Annotated in this window: 15 protein-coding genes and 2 riboswitches; all 15 genes read right to left on the reverse strand. The window is 41.2% G+C overall.

Features of this window, described 5'->3' with window-relative positions; genetic code table 11:
- Positions 1-372 precede the first annotated feature (372 nt).
- Entirely contained in the window at positions 373-3087 is a 2715-nt protein-coding gene (gene metH, locus BUA60_RS21415) for a methionine synthase (protein WP_072865404.1), read from the reverse strand.
- Positions 3088-3131: 44 nt separating this feature from the next.
- Complete coding sequence (locus tag BUA60_RS21420) at positions 3132-4073, reverse strand: pyridoxal-phosphate dependent enzyme (protein WP_072865406.1); 942 nt, start codon at positions 4071-4073, stop codon at positions 3132-3134.
- Positions 4070-5083 carry a homocysteine S-methyltransferase family protein gene (locus BUA60_RS21425; protein ID WP_072865408.1) on the reverse strand — a complete coding sequence of 338 codons (1014 nt, stop codon included), beginning with the start codon at positions 5081-5083 and terminating at the stop codon, positions 4070-4072. The genes BUA60_RS21420 and BUA60_RS21425 overlap by 4 nt, the downstream gene beginning before the upstream one ends.
- Positions 5084-5271: 188 nt before the next feature.
- Positions 5272-5425, reverse strand: a riboswitch (SAM riboswitch).
- A 171-nt stretch (positions 5426-5596) separates the two neighbouring features.
- Positions 5597-6661 (reverse strand): NAD(P)/FAD-dependent oxidoreductase, encoded by a 1065-nt coding sequence (locus tag BUA60_RS21430; protein WP_072865410.1) that lies wholly within the window; start codon positions 6659-6661, stop codon positions 5597-5599.
- A gap of 78 nt (positions 6662-6739) precedes the next feature.
- Entirely contained in the window at positions 6740-7504 is a 765-nt protein-coding gene (gene cobA / locus BUA60_RS21435; RefSeq protein ID WP_072865524.1) for a uroporphyrinogen-III C-methyltransferase, read from the reverse strand.
- A gap of 71 nt (positions 7505-7575) precedes the next feature.
- A complete protein-coding gene (locus BUA60_RS21440; protein WP_072865412.1) occupies positions 7576-9666 on the reverse strand; it encodes a HEPN domain-containing protein in 2091 nt (696 codons plus the stop codon).
- 112 nt (positions 9667-9778) lie between these two features.
- Positions 9779-11026, reverse strand: coding sequence for a sulfate adenylyltransferase subunit 1 (locus BUA60_RS21445; RefSeq protein WP_072865414.1), 1248 nt, complete (start codon positions 11024-11026; stop codon positions 9779-9781).
- Positions 11027-11100: 74 nt separating this feature from the next.
- Positions 11101-12000, reverse strand: coding sequence for a sulfate adenylyltransferase subunit CysD (cysD, locus tag BUA60_RS21450; RefSeq protein ID WP_143153255.1), 900 nt, complete (start codon positions 11998-12000; stop codon positions 11101-11103).
- 121 nt (positions 12001-12121) lie between these two features.
- The gene (locus tag BUA60_RS21455; RefSeq protein WP_072865528.1) at positions 12122-12745 is read right to left on the reverse strand and encodes a phosphoadenosine phosphosulfate reductase domain-containing protein; all 624 of its coding nucleotides are present in this window, start codon (positions 12743-12745) and stop codon (positions 12122-12124) included.
- 37 nt (positions 12746-12782) lie between these two features.
- On the reverse strand, positions 12783-13052 hold the full coding sequence (locus BUA60_RS21460; protein WP_072865416.1) for a DUF2061 domain-containing protein: 270 nt from the start codon (positions 13050-13052) through the stop codon (positions 12783-12785).
- 215 nt (positions 13053-13267) lie between these two features.
- A complete protein-coding gene (locus tag BUA60_RS21465) occupies positions 13268-13678 on the reverse strand; it encodes an RrF2 family transcriptional regulator (protein ID WP_072865418.1) in 411 nt (136 codons plus the stop codon).
- Positions 13679-13773: 95 nt separating this feature from the next.
- The gene (locus BUA60_RS21470; RefSeq protein WP_072865421.1) at positions 13774-14943 is read right to left on the reverse strand and encodes a trans-sulfuration enzyme family protein; all 1170 of its coding nucleotides are present in this window, start codon (positions 14941-14943) and stop codon (positions 13774-13776) included.
- Positions 14944-15067: 124 nt separating this feature from the next.
- Positions 15068-18454 carry a bifunctional aspartate kinase/homoserine dehydrogenase I gene (gene thrA / locus BUA60_RS21475; RefSeq protein ID WP_072865423.1) on the reverse strand — a complete coding sequence of 1129 codons (3387 nt, stop codon included), beginning with the start codon at positions 18452-18454 and terminating at the stop codon, positions 15068-15070.
- Between the two features lie 142 nt (positions 18455-18596).
- Positions 18597-19889 (reverse strand): O-acetylhomoserine aminocarboxypropyltransferase/cysteine synthase family protein, encoded by a 1293-nt coding sequence (locus tag BUA60_RS21480; RefSeq protein ID WP_072865530.1) that lies wholly within the window; start codon positions 19887-19889, stop codon positions 18597-18599.
- A 157-nt stretch (positions 19890-20046) separates the two neighbouring features.
- Positions 20047-20155, reverse strand: a riboswitch (SAM riboswitch).
- A gap of 75 nt (positions 20156-20230) precedes the next feature.
- Complete coding sequence (gene metK, locus BUA60_RS21485) at positions 20231-21487, reverse strand: methionine adenosyltransferase (protein ID WP_072865425.1); 1257 nt, start codon at positions 21485-21487, stop codon at positions 20231-20233.
- Positions 21488-21497: the final 10 nt, after the last annotated feature.

The following is a 21497-nucleotide window of genomic DNA, read 5'->3' on the forward strand; positions in this document are numbered from 1 at the left end:
GGCCGGGCTATGCACTTAATTTTTTTATTCCAAAGTCATAAAAAAGATATCGTTCCTATCCCTGCTGCATAGGCCATTGCCTATGGATGGGAATTAAGGCGCAATTCCAATTTTACATTTTTTTTCATGTCCAAGTCCTAGATCTAGACCTACAAGGTTTTGAAAACCTTGCAAGTCACGTTGACAAAAATAATCATCCTCAATATTCCCCAGCAAACCTCATCCAGACCTACAAGGTTAAAAAAAACCTTGCAGGTACCATTGACAAAAATAATCATCCGCAATATTATCCATCAAACCTTAGCAAGACCTACAAGGTTAAAAAAAACCTTGCAGGTCAAATTAACAACCCTTCAGGTCACTTGCGGATCCTTAATCATCGGCAATATTGGGTGCCAGCCATCGGGTTGCCTCTTCCAAAGGCATCCCTTTCCTCGCTGCAAAGTCGGCCACCTGGTCTTCCTTAATTTTGCCCACCCCAAAATAACGAGCTTCCGGATTGCCAAAATAATACCCACTTACACTGGCAGCGGGCCACATGGCCAAACTATCCGTTAATTCAACTCCAATCTTTTCCTTCACTTTCAATAATTCCCAAATGGTCAATTTTTCCAAATGGTCAGGACATGCAGGATAACCTGGCGCGGGCCTTATCCCAATATAGGATTCCTTGATCAATTCTTCATTACTAAGTCCTTCATCAGCAGCATAACCCCAATGATCCTTACGAACCTCCTTGTGCAAATATTCTGCGAAGGCTTCCGCAAAACGGTCTGCCAATGCCTTGACCATTATACTGTTGTAGTCATCCAAATTTTTGCGATAACCGTCTGCCAATTCATCCGTTCCAAAACCTGTGGAAACGCAAAAACAACCAATATAATCCTGCAAACCACTTTCTATGGGGGCAATAAAATCGGATAGCGCAAAATTAGGTTTCCCTACATATTTTTTGGCCTGTTGACGCAAAGTTCTAAATATAAACTCTTCCCCATTATGGGTAAGGGCAATATCATCATCATCAATGGTATTCGCGGGAAACAATCCAAAGATGGCCTTTGCCTGGAAAAGTTTACCATCCAAAATCTTCTTCATCATTGCCTTGGCATCCGCAAAAAGCTCGGTTGCCTGTTTGCCCACCACCTCATCTTCCAAAATATCCGGGTATTTGCCATGTAGTTCCCAACTTCTAAAGAAGGGGGACCAATCTATATAAGGCACCAATTCCCTTAAATCAAAATCTTCGATCATTTGGATACCCAAGGTCTTGGGCTCAACAATCGTGGCCTTTGACCAATCCAACTGATATTTATTTTTCCTGGCCGCCTCAAGGGTCAAATATTCCTTGTGCTTGCCCCTGTTCAGGAATTTTTGTCTAAAATCGGCATAATCCAATTTAATACTTTCCTTATACTTATTGGACGATTCCTTTTGTAGCAGGTCGCCCACCACTGTAACTGCTCTGGAAGCATCATTTACGTGTACCACGGCACTCTTGTACTGAGGGTCTATTTTAACGGCCGTATGCGCCTTGCTGGTGGTTGCACCTCCGATAAGTAAAGGAACCGTGAAATTTTGTCGTTCCATTTCCTTGGCCAAAAAGACCATCTCATCCAAAGAAGGAGTAATAAGTCCGCTGAGACCTATAATGTCCACTTTTTCCTCCTTGGCAGCGTTAATAATTTTCTCTGGGGGCACCATTACTCCCAAATCTACTATCTCGTAGTTGTTACAGGCAAGAACCACACTCACAATATTTTTTCCTATATCGTGCACGTCGCCTTTTACGGTAGCCATAAGTATTTTACCGGCAGACGAGCTGCCTCCTTCCGGCTGGGGATTCTTAAGTTTCTCCTCCTCTATAAACGGCAAGAGATAGGCCACAGCTTTTTTCATGACCCTTGCCGATTTTACCACTTGAGGCAGGAACATCTTACCACTTTGAAAAAGATCGCCCACCACGTTCATACCGGTCATCAAATGCCCCTCGATCACTTCTATCGGAGCCTTCACGCTTAAACGGGCCTCTTCAACATCCTCTACAACATATTGATCTATACCCTTGACCAAGGCACGGGTAATCCTGTTTTGCAAGGGTTCTTCCCTCCAAGAAAGGTCTATCTTATTTTCCTTCTCTTTACCAATTACGGTCTCTGCAAATTCCAATAATCGCTCGGTGGCATCTTCCCTTCGGTTAAGAATTACATCTTCTACATGCTCTAAAAGATCTTTGGGGATATCATCATAGACCTCCAACATACTTGGGTTTACGATTCCCATATTCATCCCCGCCTTTATGGCATGATACAGAAATACTGAGTGCATTGCCTCCCGTACCGGATTATTGCCCCTAAAACTAAAGGACACATTACTTACCCCACCACTCACACTACAAAAGGGCAGATTTTCTTTCACCCATGCGGTAGCCCTTATAAAATCGAGCGCGTTTAACTTGTGCTCGTCCATTCCCGTGGCCACTGGAAAAATATTAAGATCAAAAATAATATCCTCCGGGGGGAACCCTACCTTATTCACCAAAATATCATAAGAACGTTTGGAAATTTCCAAGCGCCTTTCGTAATTATCGGCCTGCCCAACCTCATCAAAGGCCATAACAATGACGGCCGCACCGTAACGCCTAATTAATTTAGCATGTTTAATAAACTCTTCCTCCCCTTCCTTGAGACTTATGGAATTCACCACACATTTCCCCTGAACCACCTGCAGACCGGCCTCAATAATATCCCATTTGGAACTATCGATCATTATAGGGACCCGGGCAATATCCGGTTCGGACACAATAAGATTCAGGAACTTTACCATTACCTCCTTGCCATCAATAAGACCATCGTCCATATTAACATCAATGATCTGAGCCCCGCCTTCTACCTGTTCCCGAGCTATGTCCAAAGCTTCTTCAAACTTCTCCTCCTTGATCAGTCGCAAGAATTTTTTGGAACCGGCCACATTGGTACGCTCCCCTACATTTACAAAATTGCTTTCTGGGGTTATCACCAAAGGTTCCAAACCGGAGAGTTTTAAAAACCGTTTTGTACTGTGTTGTTCCTTATCCGTTGTATTGCTCATTATTTTTATATTGACCTCTTTATTAAGAACACCTAACTGTGTCCTTAAAATGGCAAATTTGATAGTTCCACATTGCCTCCTGAGAGAATGATCCCCACCTTTTTATTTTTAAACTTTTCCCTTTCCTTTAATAAGGCAGCAAAAGGTACTGCACTTGACGGTTCTATCACCAACTTCATCCGCTCCCAAATTAATTTCATGGCACTGATAATTTCACCCTCCTCCACTCTAATGATATCAGACACCAATTCCATGATAATGGGAAAATTGATATCCCCTAAGTTAGTTTTAAGTCCGTCGGCAATCGTATCCGTCGATGTATTGTACTCTATTTTCCCGCTCTTAAAGGTCCTATAGGCGTCATCCACTTCCATGGGCTCCCCACCAACAACACTGCAATTGTCGCCTAAATAATGGGCGGCCAATGCCGTACCGGCTATAAGTCCACCACCACCTACCGGGCTCATAATATATTCCAAACCAGGTTGGTCCTGCAATAGTTCCAAGGCCGCCGTACCTTGTCCCACAATTACATTGAGGTCATTGGATGGATGTAAAAATACAGCTCCTTTTTCCTCTACAATAGTTGCTGCCGATTTTTCCCTGGCTTCCAAGGTAGGCCCCGTTATAGTTACCAACCCTCCATACGCTTTTACGGCTTCAATTTTAACAGCTGGAGCACTGGAAGGCATTACTATATAAGCATTTACCCCTAAATTCTTGGCAGCCAAGGCCAAGGCCTGACCAAAATTTCCAGAGGAATGGGTTACCACTCCCGCCTTTTTCTGAGCCTCGTTTAATTGCTGAATGGCATTTATTGCTCCCCGCATTTTAAAAGCGCCCATTTTTTGAAGGTTCTCACATTTAAAGAAAACCTCCGCCCCTGACAATTCATTCAGCAAACGGGAGGTGAGCACCGGTGTTCTATGAACAAAGGGTGCCACCCTTTTGCCGGCTTCAAGAACAATCTGCCTGCTAGGTATCATTGATTATACGCTTCTAAGGTATTTAGAATCCTAGGGGAGTAGTCTTTAACCACATCGGCCATTGCCTTTATATGTTCAGGGGTAGTGCCACAACATCCGCCAACTATATTTACCAAGCCTTTTTCGGCATATTCCATTATCTGTGCCGCCATTTCCTCCGGTGTTTCGTCATATTCCCCAAAAGCATTTGGCAATCCCGCATTGGGGTGGGCAGAAACAGCATGCTCCGTTTTACTGGAAAGCACCTCCAAATGGGGTACTAACTGACTGGCCCCCAAAGCGCAATTGAATCCTACGGACAAAATGGGAATATGGCTTATGGATATTAGAAAAGCTTCAGCAGTCTGGCCGGACAAGGTCCTGCCGGAAGCATCGGTTATAGTTCCGCTCACCATAATGGGAACATCTATATTTCGTTCTTCCTTTACCTCTTCAATGGCAAATAAGGCAGCCTTGGCGTTTAAGGTATCAAAAATAGTCTCCACCAATAAAATATCCACACCTCCGTCCAAGAGGGCCTCCACTTGCTGTTTGTAGGCTTGCCTAAGTTCCTCAAAGGACACCCCCCTAAAACCGGGATCGTTCACATCTGGCGACATACTGGCCGTTTTATTGGTAGGCCCTATACTCCCTGCAACAAAACGTGGCTTATTAGGTTCTTTGGCAGTAAATTCATCGGCAACTGCCTTGGCTATTCTAGCCGATTCATAATTTAATTCGTACACCAAATCTTCCATATGATAGTCCGCCATGGCAATGGTAGTACCGGAAAAAGTATTGGTTTCAACAATATCTGCCCCTGCCGCAAAATAAAGGCGATGTACCTCGGCTATGGCTTCCGGCTGGGTAAGGGACAAAAGGTCATTATTACCCTGCAGGGGATGTTCCCAATCCTTAAATCGTTCCCCCCTAAAATCTTCCTCCGTAAACTTATGCCGTTGAAGCATGGTCCCCATGGCACCGTCCAACACCAAAATCCTTTCCTTGAGTACGTCCTGAATATTCTTCATATAACTTTTAAAAAAGGTATTCCCGCCTTAAATTAAACCAAGATACCATCACATAAGGCCCCAAACCATTTGGGACCACAAAATTAGAAAATTGACACCCGAAAAACAAAGTATAACAAACCAGTTATCGGTATCAAAAAAATAAATAAAATCAAGTAAGGAAAAGTTTCGGACCTGGGTCTTTCTTTATGTTATCTATTCCCAAATGCAATTCTATATAAATTGAATAAAATATGGGATTAGAACGTAGCACCTTCTTTATTCTTCCCGATAGTTACCGACTGAGAAAAAGGGTTGCTAAGGCTTCACAGGGTCTAGTCCCTCCGCCTTTCTTGATAACGTTTCAAATTGATAATGAACTAGGTGCAAAGTAACGCATCAGTGCCCTTAAAAGCAAGGAAACACTACTTTATTTTAAATCCCTAAAAAATTCAAATTCAGGAATATTTTGTAAAAATGAAACCTGCCAGACATTAAGACCTGGCAGGCTAAAATATTGGTCTAAAATGTTTCTTAAGCCAAAATACTTTGAACTACTTCTTTCTTGGCCTCCTTCTTACTACCATCAAATCCTTCTACACCACCAACAGTAGTATATTTCATTACATAACGCTTTCCAGGATTGATCAACTGGTAAGCACTCTGACACATTACGGCAGCTTCATGGAAGCCGGACAATATTAATTTAAGTTTACCTGGATAGGTATTTACATCCCCAATAGCATAAACTCCAGGAATATTGGTCTGATAGTCATAGGCGTTGTTAACTTTAATAGCATTTTTCTCTATTTCGAGCCCCCAGTCGCCAATAGGTCCCAATTTTGGGGAAAGTCCGAACAATGGAATAAAATTATCAGCTTCCACATAGGTTTCGCCTTTGGCCTCATCATTATGCTTTACAACAACAGCTTCCAAATTATCGTCTCCGTACAATTTGACCACCTCAGCTTCGGTAAATAATTTAATCTTACCCAGCTTGGCCAAATCTGCAGCTTTTTCCACTGAATCCAAAGCCCCTCTAAACTCATTTCTTCTGTGAACCAAAGAAACTTCGGCAGCCACGTCCGATAGAAATATGGCCCAATCCAAGGCAGAATCACCACCTCCAGAAATAACTACCTTCTTATCCCTATATACTTCAGGATCTTTAATAATGTAAGCAACACCCTTATCCTCAAAATCTGCCAAATTGGGAATCAAAGGTTTTCTTGGCTCAAAAGAACCTAGTCCTCCGGCAATAACAACCACCGGAGCATGATGTTTTGTTCCTTTATTGGTAGTTACCACAAAAGATCCATCATCCAACTTATCCAAAGTTTCCGCTCTCTCCCCCAAGGTGAACCCAGGTTCGAAAGGTTGAATTTGTTGCATTAGATTCTTAACCAAATCTCCTGCAAGAATCTCCGGGAATGCTGGAATATCATAAATAGGCTTCTTAGGATAAATTTCCGAACATTGGCCCCCAGGCTGAGGCAAGGCATCTATAAGATGCGTCTTCAATTTCAACAATCCCGCTTCAAAAACCGTGAACAACCCTGTTGGACCCGCTCCAATAATAAGTATATCTGTCTTTATCATACTACTTTGATTAATTCCTAATTTATATTTGCACCCTTAGATCCTAAATTGTTTTGGATAGGCACTTTTCTTTATTATTTATAACACCTCCTGGTGTACTTGTAATGTTTGGGCATAATTCAATACCGCCGATCTATGCTTTACAACTTCTCCAACAACAATAATAGCTGGATTGCTTAATTGGTGCTCCACCACTATTTGTTCTATGGTACCTATGGTTCCAATACCCAATTTCTCATCTTGGCGAGTACCGTTTTGAATTATTGCAATGGGCATATCCACCTTGCCTTCCTGCTTAAACAGCTCAACGATATCAGCAAGTTTCCCCATCCCCATCAAAATGACTATGGTGGCATTGGATTTGGCCGCCAAGGCAACATCCGTGGACAACTTATGTTCTTTGGTAGTCCCTGTGATTACCCAAAAACTTTCCGCCGCACCTCTTTTGGTAACGGGAATGTTTTGGGAAGCAGGCACAGCAACAGAAGAAGATATTCCTGGCACCATGGCCACTTTTAAACCTTTACTTGCCGCATATTCCATTTCTTCCGCTCCTCTACCAAAAACAAAGGGGTCACCTCCTTTTAATCTTACTACGTGCCCGTGGGTTTTAGCCCTACTTACAATAAGATCGTTTATCTGTTCCTGCTGGTAGGCGTAGCATCCTTTTCTTTTACCAACAAAAATATGTTCGGCATTGGGAGCATAATCCAATAAGGCTACATCCACCAGGGCATCGTACAATACCACGTCTGCCACCTGCAAGGCCTTAATGGCCTTTAACGTAATCAACTCCACATCACCTGGTCCGGCTCCCACTACGGTCAACTGTCCATGGCTCATAGGTTCCTGATTGGATGCAGGAATTACCACTGTGGCATCAACGTGAATATTATTAACCTTATTTATCATTGTTATGCGTTTGTCAATTCCAATTTCCTGTAAGCCTCCACACTGGCCAAAAACTCCTCTGCATCCTTTAAATAGGCTTTGGCAAAGGCTTCTGTTGGTGCGTTCTGATTTAATTGAAGAACCATTTTTTCAAATCCTTGCTCCAATTTAAATTTACCGGACGCTACAAACAACTCATCAAAATCCTTAATAATACTGATATGGGTATTAACCTTGGTATTCTCGGCAGTCAATAAAGCCTTGGCCGTATTTACCATTGATGAATAAGAATGATAGATGCTGGCTGCCCATTTTTCCTCTTCCAAATTCAATTTTGCCGTTTCAATCTTTTCCTCACTATCAAACAACAAAGTGGCTATTAAGTCAATTACCACTCCGGCACATTCCCCAATACCAATGGCTTGTTCATATTTTTCCGAGGTTCCCCAATCAATAAAATCGGATGCCGTTAGGTTATCCACATCGGACAACGGCTTTAGGAAATCGTAAAAATACATTTGCCCCTTTTCCTCGTAATAGTCTACAAAAGGTTTACCATTACCGTTGGCATCGTAATCATTTAAAATAAGTCTCAAAGATTCTGGCCCTCTCTTACTAGGTATCTTAATCACTTTATCTGCAAAGCGCCCGTTTCCATCTCCTAAATTGCCACCTCCCAAAAGCACTTGAAGTGCAGGGGCCACCAATTTATCCTTTGTTCTAACGGACATTCCCTGAAAACCGATATTGGCCATGTTGTGCTGGCCACAGGCGTTCATACAGCCACTTATTTTAATAACCACATCCGGGTTATCTATATAATGTGGGTATTCTGCCTTGATAACCCTCTCCAATTCATCGGCAATCCCTGTACTACTGGCAATACCCAAATTACAGGTATCCGTACCAGGACAAGCAGTAATGTCCAATGCTGTATTATAACCAACTTCGGCGAATCCTAATTTTTCCAATTCTTGATAAAAGAAGGGCACCAAGGATTCCTTAACGTAAGGAATCAATATATTTTGACGCAGGCTCAATCTAATTTCACTCGCGGCATATTTTTCCACCAAATCCGCCAATTGTCTGGCTTTATCTATATAAAAATCCCCTAACAAGACCTTTACCCCAATGGCTACATAACCCTGTTGCTTTTGAGGGACCAAGTTGGTAGATTTCCACTTTTCAAATGCCTTTTGATCCTTAATAGTTACTTCTGGAGCATCATTCTCCGCAATATTTACCTTTGGATAAGCATCGGCATCTATTTCGAAGGTTTTAACAGGTATTGCCAATTGCTCTTCTTCCAACAATTGCTTAAACCCGTCCAAACCAATATCCTTAATTAAGAATTTCATTCTTGCCTTTGCCCTACTTTTTCTTTCCCCATAACGGTCAAAAACACGAACAACACCTTCCATCAAAGGAATAATCTTGTCTGTAGGAAGAAAAGAGTAGATTACGTCCGCATGCCTTGGCTGCGATCCCAATCCTCCACCCAAAAGCACTTTAAAGCCTCTTACCCCATTTTCAATCTTGGCAATAAAACCAAGGTCGTGCATGTATGAAAGGCCCGTATCCTCATCCGAAGCAGAAAAGGAAACTTTAAACTTCCTTCCCATCTCCTGACTAATAGGATTTCTTAAAAAATATTGAAATAGCGCATGCGCATAAGGGGAAACATCAAAAGGTTCCTTTATATCTATGCCGGCAGTCTCGCTGGCCGTTACGTTACGGACCGTATTTCCACAAGCTTCCCGGATCGTGATATCATCCTGCTCCAACTGTGCCCATAATTCCGGTGTGCGGTTAATGTCCACATAATGGATCTGAATATCCTGACGGGTGGTAATATGAAGTCGACCTGTAGAGTATTCTTCCGAAACATCACAGATTCTTCTAAGTTGTTGGGAGCTTACCTTCCCATAGGGCAACTTAATACGAATCATCTGGACCCCAGGCTGTCTTTGACCATAAATTCCCCTTGCCAATCTAAGGCTACGGAATTTCTCCTCATCCAAATTACCGCCTTGAAATTCACGGATCTTAGCTTCCAATGCTATAATGTCCTGTTCTACAACCGGGTTTTCCACTTCTGTTCTGAAAGTCCGCATGCTACTTATATTTTTTATTCAAAATGATTATTAAATTCTTTTAAACCTTTATCCCATAGGAATAATAGGTTAAATTGACAACAACTCCATCCCCTTGGGGGCGGAAGGTGGATTAATTTATAAACCCGACCCCAGCTGTTGTATTGGTCTGATTATCTATTAGGATAAAAGAGCCATTGGTTCTGTGATTCTTGAAGGAATCATAAAAAATAGGCTTATTCAATCTAAAAGTAACCTGTGCTATATCGTTCATACCCAAGGCTGTGATAGACGTATCTATACCAGAGTAATCTGGATGAATCTTATGGTGAATGTTCTCGACCTTGGCCAAAACCTTATTCACACCGTGCTGCACTACATATTTACCACCCACGGTTAATTTTTGCGAATCCATCCATGAAACCGTTGCCGTAAATTGCTTGTCGATAGTAGGCAAATCACCTGCCTTCACCAACATATCCCCCCTACTCACATTGATCTCATCCTCTAAGGTAATTGTTACCGAAGAACGTCTGGTTGCTGTTTTATACTTCTTATCGTAAAAATAAATATCTTTGATCTTGGACCTGGTCATAGATGGCAATACCACTACCTCGTCCCCAACACTTAGCTCTCCTCCATACACTTTACCGGCAAATCCTCTAAAATCGTGGAATTCATCGGTTTTGGGACGTATTACATACTGTACCGGGAATCTTGGGGTCCCAACGTTATAGATATCCTTTCTATCCAATTCCTCAAAATGCTCCAACAAGGTCTGTCCTTTGTACCAAGCCATTTTTTCCGACCTGTTTACCACATTGTCTCCCTTAAGCGCACTAACCGGGATAAAAGTAATTTTCTGATCCTGGTAATCTCGTTTGCTCATCAATTTCTCAAAATCGGCCTTGATCTCGTTATATCTTTCTTCAGAATAATCAACCAGGTCCATTTTATTAATGGCTACGATAACATCTTTGATCCTCAATAAATTATTGATAAAAAAGTGTCTATTGGTCTGCTCTATTACCCCTTTTCTTGCGTCTATCAGAATAATGGCCGCTTGGGAGGTTGAAGCACCGGTAACCATGTTACGGGTATATTCCACGTGCCCAGGAGTATCAGCTATAATATAACTCTTGTTGGGCGTAGAGAAGTAGATATGCGCTACATCTATAGTAATCCCCTGTTCCCTTTCGGCCACCAAACCATCTGTAGCCAAGGAGAAATCCAGATAATCATATCCTTTTTGCTTTGATGTTTTTTCAATGGCTTCCAACTTATCATCTGTCAGCGATTTGGTATCATACAGCAATCTTCCGATCAAGGTACTTTTACCGTCATCCACACTTCCTGCTGTTGCTATTTTTAGTACTTCCATTTCTTTTGTGTTTTGTATTTGGCTTCGTTTATGTTGACTAATTTGAATTAGCCAACCAATTACTACTGCCGACTTTAAAAGTATCCTTGTTGTTTTCTTTTCTCCATTGCCGCTTCGGAACGCTTATCATCTATCCTAGCTCCCCTTTCGGAAATCTTGGATTCCCTAATCTCACCTACTACCTTTTCAATGGTATCTGCATGGGACAGTACCGCGGAGGTACAACTCATGTCCCCAACAGTTCTAAAACGAACCATACGCTCCTCCACTTTTTCATCTTCTGCACGGAATACCACATCGTCTTCTGCAGACCAAATAAATCCGTCCCTAAGGAATATCTTTCTCTTATGGGCAAAATAGATGGATGGTATTTCTATTTGCTCTTTTTGGATATAGCTCCAAACATCCAATTCCGTCCAGTTACTAATTGGAAAAACCCTTACGTTCTGTCCCAACTCTATCTGACCATTCAACATGTCGAACAATTCCGGACGCTGGTTTTTCTCATCCCACTGACCAAAGTCGTCACGAACCGAGAAGATACGTTCTTTGGCACGCGCCTTTTCCTCATCTCTTCTTGCACCTCCAATACAGGCATCAAACTTAAATTCCTCAATGGCATCGAGCAATGTGGTAGTCTGCAACATGTTCCTACTGGAGTATTTGCCAGTTTCCTCCACAACTTTACCTTGATCTATGGAATCCTGAACATTACGCACAATCAACTCCACACCCAATTCCTTGACCAATTTATCCCTAAAGGCAATGGTCTCCGGAAAATTATGTCCGGTATCTATATGCATTAAAGGGAAAGGTATCTTAGCCGGATAAAAGGCCTTCTGAGCCAATCTAACCAAAGTAATGGAATCTTTACCCCCAGAAAACAGCAATACCGGTTTTTCAAACTGGGCAGCTACTTCCCTTAAAATATAAATAGCTTCGTTCTCCAAAGCATTATTGTTCAATACCTCCAATTCATTCGATTCGTTCACGCCTACTAATGTTTCCAATTCTGATTCTACAATGCTCACAATAATTCTGTATTTAATTGGCTTACCCCAAAGGAATCATTCGCCAATTGTTAATATTCTTTTCTTAGGTATGCAATCCACATTCCCGGTTTTCCAAAACCTTGGTAGGGTCGAAATACTTATGCTCATTGGGTAAATTCCTGTCCTTGAGGTAAGCATCCAATTGACTATCATTAAAATGATAAAAAGGACTCACCTTCAACACCCCATCCCTACTTAAACTTAAAATATCCAAAGAATCCCTTAAAGCAGTTTGCCCCTGTCTTAGATTCGTAAACCAAACATCTGGCTTATGCTCCTCCATGGCCCTTCTAAACGGTTCCAATTTTACCTGCTCCGTAAAAAGCTGATGTCTGGGATCATCAATACCAGGAATCCCCATGATAGCATCCCTGTGTGAAGAAGTTTGCTTGGGAACATATAATTTTACATTCAAATGCAATCTTGTAATTAATTCTTCGGCATGCTTATAGGTATTGGGCGTATTATAACCTGTATCGCACCAAATAACAGGAATATGAGGGGAAACTTCCGTCACCGCATGTAAAATAGCAACTTCGTATGGCCGGAAATTTGTGGTTACCACAGGCTTCTCGGCAGACTGTATTGCCCATGAAATTATTTCCTCTGGTGGTATCCCTTTAAATTGTTGATTTAACTTGTGTATTTGCTCCTCTGTATATGCCATTATCCTCAATTCTTTAATTACTCTGAATTTTACCGTTCTACTTTCCCCAATTAATCTTGTTCCAGATTCTTTCATGGAAGAAATACAACAACATCTTGGTAAACAACTCTACAACTCCAATAGAAAATGCAACTGACAATGTCCCGGTAACGATCCAAGAAATAAGAATAGTGTCCAAGGTTCCAATAATTCTCCAACTAATAGATTTAGCAATACTCCTTTTAGGATTCTCGGAAGACTTATCCGCCTTATAGCTTTTAGTTACAGTATTTGAATTATTATTTGCGATTAATTGTTCAGCAATCATATGACAAAAAACTTAAATTTATTACCCTATCGATTTAATAGAGTAAGCAAAAATAAAAATATTTTTCGAACCACAATAAAAAAATATAGTTAAAATTCAACTTACCCTATAAATTTAGTAGATTAATAAAATTTCCTTTGAATTTTGAAGATAATTAATGTCCATAAGCAAATTACAGAACAAATTACCGCACTACCACAAAATATGGCTAATCCTTAAGGCACTAGGTCGGCAAGCGTATTGTTCCTAAAGACCTCTAGGGTACTGTCCCTTACCTGTAGCATCAATTTATGTACGGAGCAGCTGGCCTCATCGGGACAATCCTCACATTTTTCGTAGAAATTTAAACTTACACAGGGCACCATTGCGATAGGTCCTTCCAACACCCTCATAACGGTGGTCATTGGAATATCCTTGGGATCCTTAATAAGGTAATAGCCTCCACCCTTTCCTTTTTTGGAACCAAGAATACCTGTTTTTCTCAAAGTAAGAAGAATGCTCTCTAAAAACTTTTGGGAAATGTTCTCATGTTTGGCTATTTCAGAAATCTGAACAGGAGTACGTCCCTTTTGGGCCGCCAAGAAGGTAAGCGCCTTTAATCCGTATTTTGTCTTTTTGGAAAGCATGCAGCGAAGATAAGGAAAATTAACATTCACAATTAGGCATGCCCCAATTTTACATAAAGAGGTTTAGCAACAAGGCAATCTATTTGTATTTCCTGCTATCCCAATGCCTGTTCAATATCTGCGATGATATCATCTATATGCTCCAAGCCTACCGACACCCTTACCATACCATCGGTAATTCCGGAAGCCAATCTTTCCTCCACGGACAATTTACTGTGTGTGGTAGACGCCGGATGTGTAACTATGCTTCTTGAATCCCCTAAATTGGCCGACAATGACAACATTTTTATAGCGTTGAAGAATTTTTGTCCGGCCTCAACCCCTCCTTTTACCTCAAATGCCACAACGCAACCCCCTGCCTTCATCTGTTTCTTGGCCACTTCATATTTAGGATGCGATTTTAAAAAGGGATATTTTACCCAATTAACCTTGGGGTTACCCTCCAGGAATTCGGCCAGCTTCAGTGCATTGTCACAATGCTTGTCTACCCGCAGTGCCAAAGTTTCCAAACTTTTGGATAGCACCCAAGCATTAAAAGGTGATAACGAAGGGCCAGTTATCCTGGAAAAGCGATACACCTTATCTATCAATGCCTTGCTCCCCACAGTGATACCGGCCAAGACCCTTCCTTGACCATCCATTAATTTTGTTCCTGAATGGATGACCAAATCGGCCCCATACTTTATAGGCTGCTGTAAATAGGGCGAAGCAAAACAATTATCTATGATATATATCAAATTGTGCTTTTTGGCAAAATTGCCCAATACCTCTAAGTCCAAAACGTCCACTCCCGGATTGGTGGGCGTCTCTGCATAGATAATTTTGGTTTTTGGAGTGAGCAATTTCTCTAATTTATCCAGCTCATCTATTTTAAAATAGCTGGTTGACACATTCCATTTTGGGAAAAACTGAGTGAACAAGCTATGGGTAGACCCAAATATACTTCTAGAAGAAATTATGTGATCCCCACTATCCAATAGCGCAGCAAAAGTTGAAAACACGGCCGCCATACCCGACGCAAAGGCAAAACCATCCTCGGCCCCTTCCATCTTACAAACCTTTTCAATAAACTCGGAAGAATTGGGGTTGCTATACCTTGAATATATATTACGTTCCTTTTCCTCCGCGAAAGAGGCACGCATGTCCTCCGCATCCTCAAAAATAAAACTAGAGGTTAAATACATTGGTGTGGAATGCTCCAAAAATTGGGTGCGTTCCGTTTGGGTGCGTATAGCTTCCGTTTCAAATTTAAAATTCTTCTTCATTATTTCTGATCTGTCTAATTCTTCTATTTTCTCCTACTAAAATTAATATGCATGATTCCGATGTAGGATTCGGCTATTTAATGACATTTCCCCGGTGGCTGAGCGGAGCCGAAGCCACAGAAATTTATCCTTTTTCCGCAATTCGCAATATATCCCCAAAAACACCCCTGGCCGTAACCGCAGCTCCTGCGCCCGCACCTTGAATAACCAACGGATGCTGTCCATAGGACTCTGTATATATTTCAATGATGGAATCCGATCCTTTTATTTGTCCTAGAGCGCTTTCTTTGGGAACAGAGATCAATTTTACCTCCAACTTCCCTTTTTCCTTTTGCAGGTCCCCGGACAGGTCCCCTACATAACGTAGTACATGACCAGGCTTTTGCGCATTCTTTATCTTGCTAAACTTTTCATCCAAGATAGCCAATCGCTCCAAAAAGCCTTTTACGTCCCCATCCTGCAACGACTCCGGAATCAAATTTTCAATTTGAATATCCGAAAACTCATTGCTCAGATCCAATTCCCTGGCCAAAATAAGCAGCTTCCTGCCCACATCGTTACCCGAAAGATCTTCGCGCGGATCCGGTTCGGTATACCCCAAGTCCATCGCTTCCCTTAAAATTTCCGAGAACAAGGCATCCTTTTCCGAAAAGGTGTTGAAAATATAGCTTAAGGAACCCGAAAACACCCCTTTTATTCTGGTGATGTTCTCTCCTGAAAGATGCAACAATTTAATGGTATCTATCAAAGGCAATCCCGCACCTACGTTGGTTTCATATAAGTATTGCTTTTGATGCTTGGCAAGTTCCTCCCTAAGCAACTGGTAATAATCGAACCGTAGTGTATTGGCAATCTTATTGGATGACACCAAATCAAATCCATTATCCACAAAATCAAAATAGGAGGCCACAAAATCTTCATTGGCAGTATTGTCTACCGCAATAAGGTTTTCCAAATGATTGTCCTTGGCATATTTAAATATATCGTCCAGTTTGTAGGGTATAGCCTTAGTTTCCATGGCGCTTTTCCAATTTTTGGAAATCCCATTTTTATTCAAAAGAACCTTTTTAGAATTGGCAACCGCAAATACATTGATATGGATACCCTTTCTTTTTTCGATGGTCTTATTGGATTTAAGAATTTGATCAATTAGGGTTCCACCAACGTTTCCATGTCCAAAAATGGCCAAATTCACTTTTTTGCTTATCCCAAATATCTGCCCGTGCACTACATTCAATGCCTTGTGCAAATCTGATTTTTTTACCACCAAACTCACATTTTTTCCCGAAACGGTATTGTTGAACAACAAAGGAACCACCTGGTTTTTGATGAGTGCATTGAATGGCTTGTGAAAAGTACTCAAGTCCTGTCCTACAATGGAAATAACCGATACTTGATCTATAACCGTGATATTGTTGATATCCTGTAGTTTGAAATCGGTTTGAAACTCCTCTTCCAAGGAAGTTTTGGCCAAATTGGCATTTTTGGCGTCGACCACCAAACCAATCCCCCTTTCCGATGACCCTTGGGAAATAATACTAACACTTATATTGTTATTGCCCATTGTCCTAAAGATACGGGCATCTACCCCTACCTTACCCAATAAACCGCGACCTTCTAAATTGATCAACGCCATATTTTCGATGACGGACAAGGATTTTATACCCTCCTTGCTGGTCTTGGCACTGATCAAGGTACCCTCATTATCGTTGTTAAAGGTATTTAGGATCCGCAGCGGAATATTCTTTTCTATTAATGGAATAATAGTCTTTGCATGTAAGATATTGGTTCCAAAATTTGCCAACTCATTAGCTTCGCTATAGGAAAGTTCCGAGATTCTTTTGGCCTCTGGAACCAAATCCGGGTTGGCCGTAAATATCCCATCTACATGGGTGTAGTTCTGCAATTCTTCCGCATTGAGGTAATTGGCCAATAAGGCAGCGGAATAATTACTTCCATTTCTACCCAAGGTAGTTGTTTCATTCTGCTCATTGGAGGCAATAAAACCAGTAGTGACCACTACTGCATCCATTTCCAATTTCCCAAACTCACTTTTTACATTTTCCTTGGACAAGGTCTCCAATACCTTGGCATCGCCAAAGTTGGAATCTGTTTTAATAAGTTGTCTCGAATCGATGAATTTTGCATTGACCCCTCTGCCAATAAGCAATTTGGTCACCAATTTTGCGGAAAGCAACTCTCCAAAAGCCAACACCTGGTCCTTTATTTTAGGGCTATAATCCCCCAATAATGCTACCCCTTCAAACAATTTTACCAATCCACGAAAGTCTTCGGAAAGATTTACATTGCTATAGGTGTGCTTTTGATATTTTTCAAATTCTTCAAAATCCTTTACATAGTCCAACCCTTTGGCGGCTTTGTCCAAAATAGCTTCCAATTCGTCCGTAGCCTTGTTCCTTGCCGAAACAACTACTGCAATATTTTCACCATCGGCGACCTTATCCGTTATTATCTGAAGTACGGTATCCAACCCCTCTCCATTGGCCAATGACTTGCCACCAAATTTCAGGACCTTCACTTTTTTAGATCTTCCATTACGCTCAAAAACTCCCTTTAACAACTCCTCCATTTGATTGAACTCTATCAAGAAGGCATCATGCCCGTGTAGGGAATGTATTTCCCCGTAGGTTACATTGCTGTTTGCCTGGGCCAATTTCTTAAAGGTATCCTTGTTTTCCTGGGCCGTAAAAAAAAGGTCGGAATCTACCCCAATAATATGGATATTGGTATCGCTATTCTGTAGATTAATAAATGCCTCTTCCCCATTTCTATTGATATCAATGGTCTTCAGCAATTGATTCATTAGTTTGTAGGCAGACAATTGAAAACGTTCCTGTAATTTTTTACCATGGTGTGTCAACCAACTCTCTACATTAAAGACTTTTAGCTCCTCATTGGTACTTCTTTTAAAACGCTCCTTAAAGGATTCCGGTGTCCTATAACAGAGCATGGCATGCATACGTGCATCATGCACTGGCTGCTTGGAGTTTATTAAAAACTGTTCCTGAATCTGGCAATTGGCAATAAGCCAGTCCGTAGACTTCCAATCGGATGCTACCGGAATAAGATGTTCTGTTAAGTGGGGATCAAGGGCAGCCATTTCCCAGGCGATACCCCCTCCTAAAGAACCACCTATAAGTGCATATAACTTACTTATTTTTAAGGCCTCCAGTCCAAGAAGAAAAATCTTGGCAATGTCCTTGGCAACAAAATCCTTGTAATTATCTATTACAAACCCATCATACCCATTTCCAGGTATATTGAAACATAGAATGGTGTACTTCTTGGTGTCTATACATTTACCCTCCCCGATCAAGGTTGTCCACCAGCCATTTTCGCCCGCCACATTGGAATTACCGGTAAGGGCGTGGTTTACCAATATGATAGGTGCGGAATGCAATGGTTGGCCAAAGATCTCATAGGACAGATTAATATCCAAGGTCTTACCGCTATAGGTTATGTATTTATTTATTGAAAGATGATGTAACATAGGTTGTTTGTACTAGTAATTGACTTTAATCAACATTGTCATAGATTATAAAAAGACAAGGGAGCGCGATGTTATTTAACATATTAATTGCTGCACTCCCGTATCACTTTACCAATGCCTACAAAAGGATATTAAATATTTATTATGCCAAAACAGATTTATCAATGACAGAAAATGCCTGCACCAAATCCGCTTTTATATCTTCAATATCCTCCAACCCTACACATAGACGTATTAGATCTTTTGTTACTCCTGTAGTTTGCTGGGCTTCATCATCTAATTGTTGGTGCGTTGTACTCGCAGGATGAATAATTAAAGACTTTGTATCTCCAATATTGGCCAATAAAGAAAATAGCTTGGTTTCATCGACCACCTTTTTGGCCGATTCATAACCTCCTTTAACCCCGAAGGTCACGATTCCACTTTGTCCTTTTGGAAGATATTTCTTTGCCAAGGAATAATAGGGACTGGATGAAAGGCCAGGATAGTTTACCCATGCCACTTCCTTTCTACCCTCTAACCATTTGGCCAATTCCAAAGCATTTTCGCTATGTTTCTTTATACGAAGTTCCAAGGTTTCCAAACCTTGAATAATTTGAAAGGCATTAAACGGACTCAAGGCAGCTCCTAGGTCCCTTAAACCTTCAATTCTTACTTTTGCAATAAAGGCTGCCGCTCCCAAGACATCGTGATAGACCAATCCATGGTAACCCGGGGATGGCTCGGTAAACTCAGGGAATTTTCCACTGCTCCAATCGAAAGTTCCTGCATCTACAATTACACCTCCCATGGAAGTACCATTGCCATTAATATATTTTGTAAGGGAATGTATTACAATGTTTGCTCCATATTCAATTGGTTTTATCAGAGCACTAGTAGCAACCGTATTATCTACTATAAATGGTATTTTGGCTTTTTTGGCCACTTCGGATATTGCCTTCAAATCCAATACGTCCAATTTAGGATTCCCCAAGGATTCCACGAAAATGGCCCTTGTATTTTCCTGAATGGCATTGGCAAAATTCTCCTCATCCCCTGGCTCAACAAAAGTGGTGGTTATGCCCAATCTTGGCAAAGTCACCGCCAACAAATTATAGGTTCCTCCATAAAGGCTACTGGAAGCCACAATATGATCACCCGTTTTAAGTAGAACCAATAAAGCGGTAGAAATGGCTGCTGTCCCGGATGCGGTAACCACACTGGCAATACCACCTTCCAAGGCTGCCAAACGCTGCTCCAAAATGTCATTGGTAGGGTTGTTCAGCCTAGTGTAAATAAAGCCAGGTTCCGATAAATTAAAAAGATTGGCCGCATGGTCCGTATTATTAAATACATAGGCGGTATTCTGATAAATAGGTACCGCTCTGGTGCCAGCTGTTAATTTTGTGTCATGTCCGGCATGCAAAGCGTTTGTTGAAAATTTTTGAGTACTCATGATTTCTTGTTTTTTTATATTATTAAAATAGATAAAATAAAAAGCCAAAACAAATAATGCGGACAATGCAATATTATAAAATCAAAAAGTTAAAAAGAAAATCCGTTACAGAAGTAACCGTTAGTGTTATCTGCCATGGATACTGTAAAACAAGCCTTAATAATTTGGCCCAGTATTTAGGTAGAATTTAGCACCTTCTTTAATAATTGATCAAAGGGTTGCTAAGGCTTCAAAGGGTCTATTCCCTCCACCTTTCTTGATAACAATTCAATAAGTGTTTGAACTTTAGGTTTGCAAATATAGGTATGGAAAATTCTTTTTTCCTAATCTTTTCAATAAAATTATAAACCGAAGGCTTCCTTCACCATATCAACGGCATCCAATTTCTCCCAAGTAAATAATTCCACTTCCTTTTCTACCCTTCCGTTGTAAGGCGATTCAAAAATCTTGGTTATTTTTTTAGGTTCTTTGCCCATATGTCCGTAGGCCGCCGTTTCCAAATAAATGGGATTTCTAAGTTTTAATCTGTCTTCTATGGAAAAAGGACGCATATCAAACAATTGGGATACTTTCTTGGCAATCTCGCCATCGCTCAAAGCTACTTTAGCGGAACCATAGGTATCCACAAAAATAGAAGTAGGCTCCACAACACCTATAGCGTAACTAACCTGAACCAAAATTTCATCGGCAACCCCTGCAGCAACAAGATTTTTGGCTGCATGGCGCGCGGCATAGGCAGCACTTCGATCTACTTTACTGGGGTCTTTTCCACTAAAAGCTCCGCCACCATGGGCCCCCTTGCCACCATAGGTGTCCACGATAATCTTTCTTCCGGTTAAACCGGTATCGCCATGGGGCCCACCTATAACAAATTTCCCTGTAGGGTTAATATGGTACTTTATAGTATCGTTAAAAAGCTTCTGTATTGCCACTGGCAATTGTTCCTTGACCCTTGGTATAAGAATTGAAATAATATCCTTCTTAATTTTGGCCAACATCACATCGTCATCCTTATCAAACTCATCATGCTGCGTAGAAACAACAATAGTATCTATTCGTTGTGGAACATTATCATCGGAATATTCTATAGTTACTTGCGCCTTGGCATCTGGCCTTAGATAGGAAATTGCATCTCCTACCCTTCTCAAATCTGCCAAAACCTGCAATATTTTATGGGAAATATCCAAGGCCAAAGGCATATAGTTTTCCGTTTCCTTGGTGGCATAACCGAACATCATACCTTGATCGCCTGCCCCCTGATCTTCTTTGGCACCACGATCTACCCCTTGGTTGATCTCTTTGGACTGCTCATGGATCAACGAAATTACACCACAGGAATCCCCGCTAAACTTATAATCACCATTGGTATACCCAATTTTATTGATAACATCCCTCGCTATTTGTTGTACATCAAGATAGGTATGGCTCTTAACTTCCCCGGCCAATACCACCTGACCAGTGGTCACCAAGGTTTCGCAAGCCACCTTGCTTTCCGAGTCAAAAGCCAAAAAATGATCCAATAACGCATCACTAATTTGATCCGCTATTTTATCTGGATGTCCTTCACTAACAGATTCCGAAGTAAATAAATATGCCATAAATCCTTTC

The sequence above is a fragment of the Arenibacter palladensis genome (assembly GCF_900129275.1).
GTDB lineage: Bacteria > Bacteroidota > Bacteroidia > Flavobacteriales > Flavobacteriaceae > Arenibacter > Arenibacter palladensis.

What these genes read in the sequence shown, in the direction of transcription:
- metK (WP_072865425.1), bottom strand. Translation starts at nt 21,487, where the DNA reads ATGGCATATTTATTTACTTCGGAATCTGTTAGTGAAGGACATCCAGAT.
- BUA60_RS21420 (WP_072865406.1), bottom strand. Translation starts at nt 4,073, where the DNA reads ATGATACCTAGCAGGCAGATTGTTCTTGAAGCCGGCAAAAGGGTGGCA.
- BUA60_RS21430 (WP_072865410.1), bottom strand. Translation starts at nt 6,661, where the DNA reads ATGATAAAGACAGATATACTTATTATTGGAGCGGGTCCAACAGGGTTG.
- BUA60_RS21470 (WP_072865421.1), bottom strand. Translation starts at nt 14,943, where the DNA reads ATGAAGAAGAATTTTAAATTTGAAACGGAAGCTATACGCACCCAAACG.
- BUA60_RS21440 (WP_072865412.1), bottom strand. Translation starts at nt 9,666, where the DNA reads ATGCGGACTTTCAGAACAGAAGTGGAAAACCCGGTTGTAGAACAGGAC.
- BUA60_RS21480 (WP_072865530.1), bottom strand. Translation starts at nt 19,889, where the DNA reads ATGAGTACTCAAAAATTTTCAACAAACGCTTTGCATGCCGGACATGAC.
- BUA60_RS21465 (WP_072865418.1), bottom strand. Translation starts at nt 13,678, where the DNA reads ATGCTTTCCAAAAAGACAAAATACGGATTAAAGGCGCTTACCTTCTTG.
- BUA60_RS21460 (WP_072865416.1), bottom strand. Translation starts at nt 13,052, where the DNA reads ATGATTGCTGAACAATTAATCGCAAATAATAATTCAAATACTGTAACT.
- cobA (WP_072865524.1), bottom strand. Translation starts at nt 7,504, where the DNA reads ATGAGCCATGGACAGTTGACCGTAGTGGGAGCCGGACCAGGTGATGTG.
- thrA (WP_072865423.1), bottom strand. Translation starts at nt 18,454, where the DNA reads ATGTTACATCATCTTTCAATAAATAAATACATAACCTATAGCGGTAAG.
- BUA60_RS21445 (WP_072865414.1), bottom strand. Translation starts at nt 11,026, where the DNA reads ATGGAAGTACTAAAAATAGCAACAGCAGGAAGTGTGGATGACGGTAAA.
- BUA60_RS21425 (WP_072865408.1), bottom strand. Translation starts at nt 5,083, where the DNA reads ATGAAGAATATTCAGGACGTACTCAAGGAAAGGATTTTGGTGTTGGAC.
- metH (WP_072865404.1), bottom strand. Translation starts at nt 3,087, where the DNA reads ATGAGCAATACAACGGATAAGGAACAACACAGTACAAAACGGTTTTTA.
- BUA60_RS21455 (WP_072865528.1), bottom strand. Translation starts at nt 12,745, where the DNA reads ATGGCATATACAGAGGAGCAAATACACAAGTTAAATCAACAATTTAAA.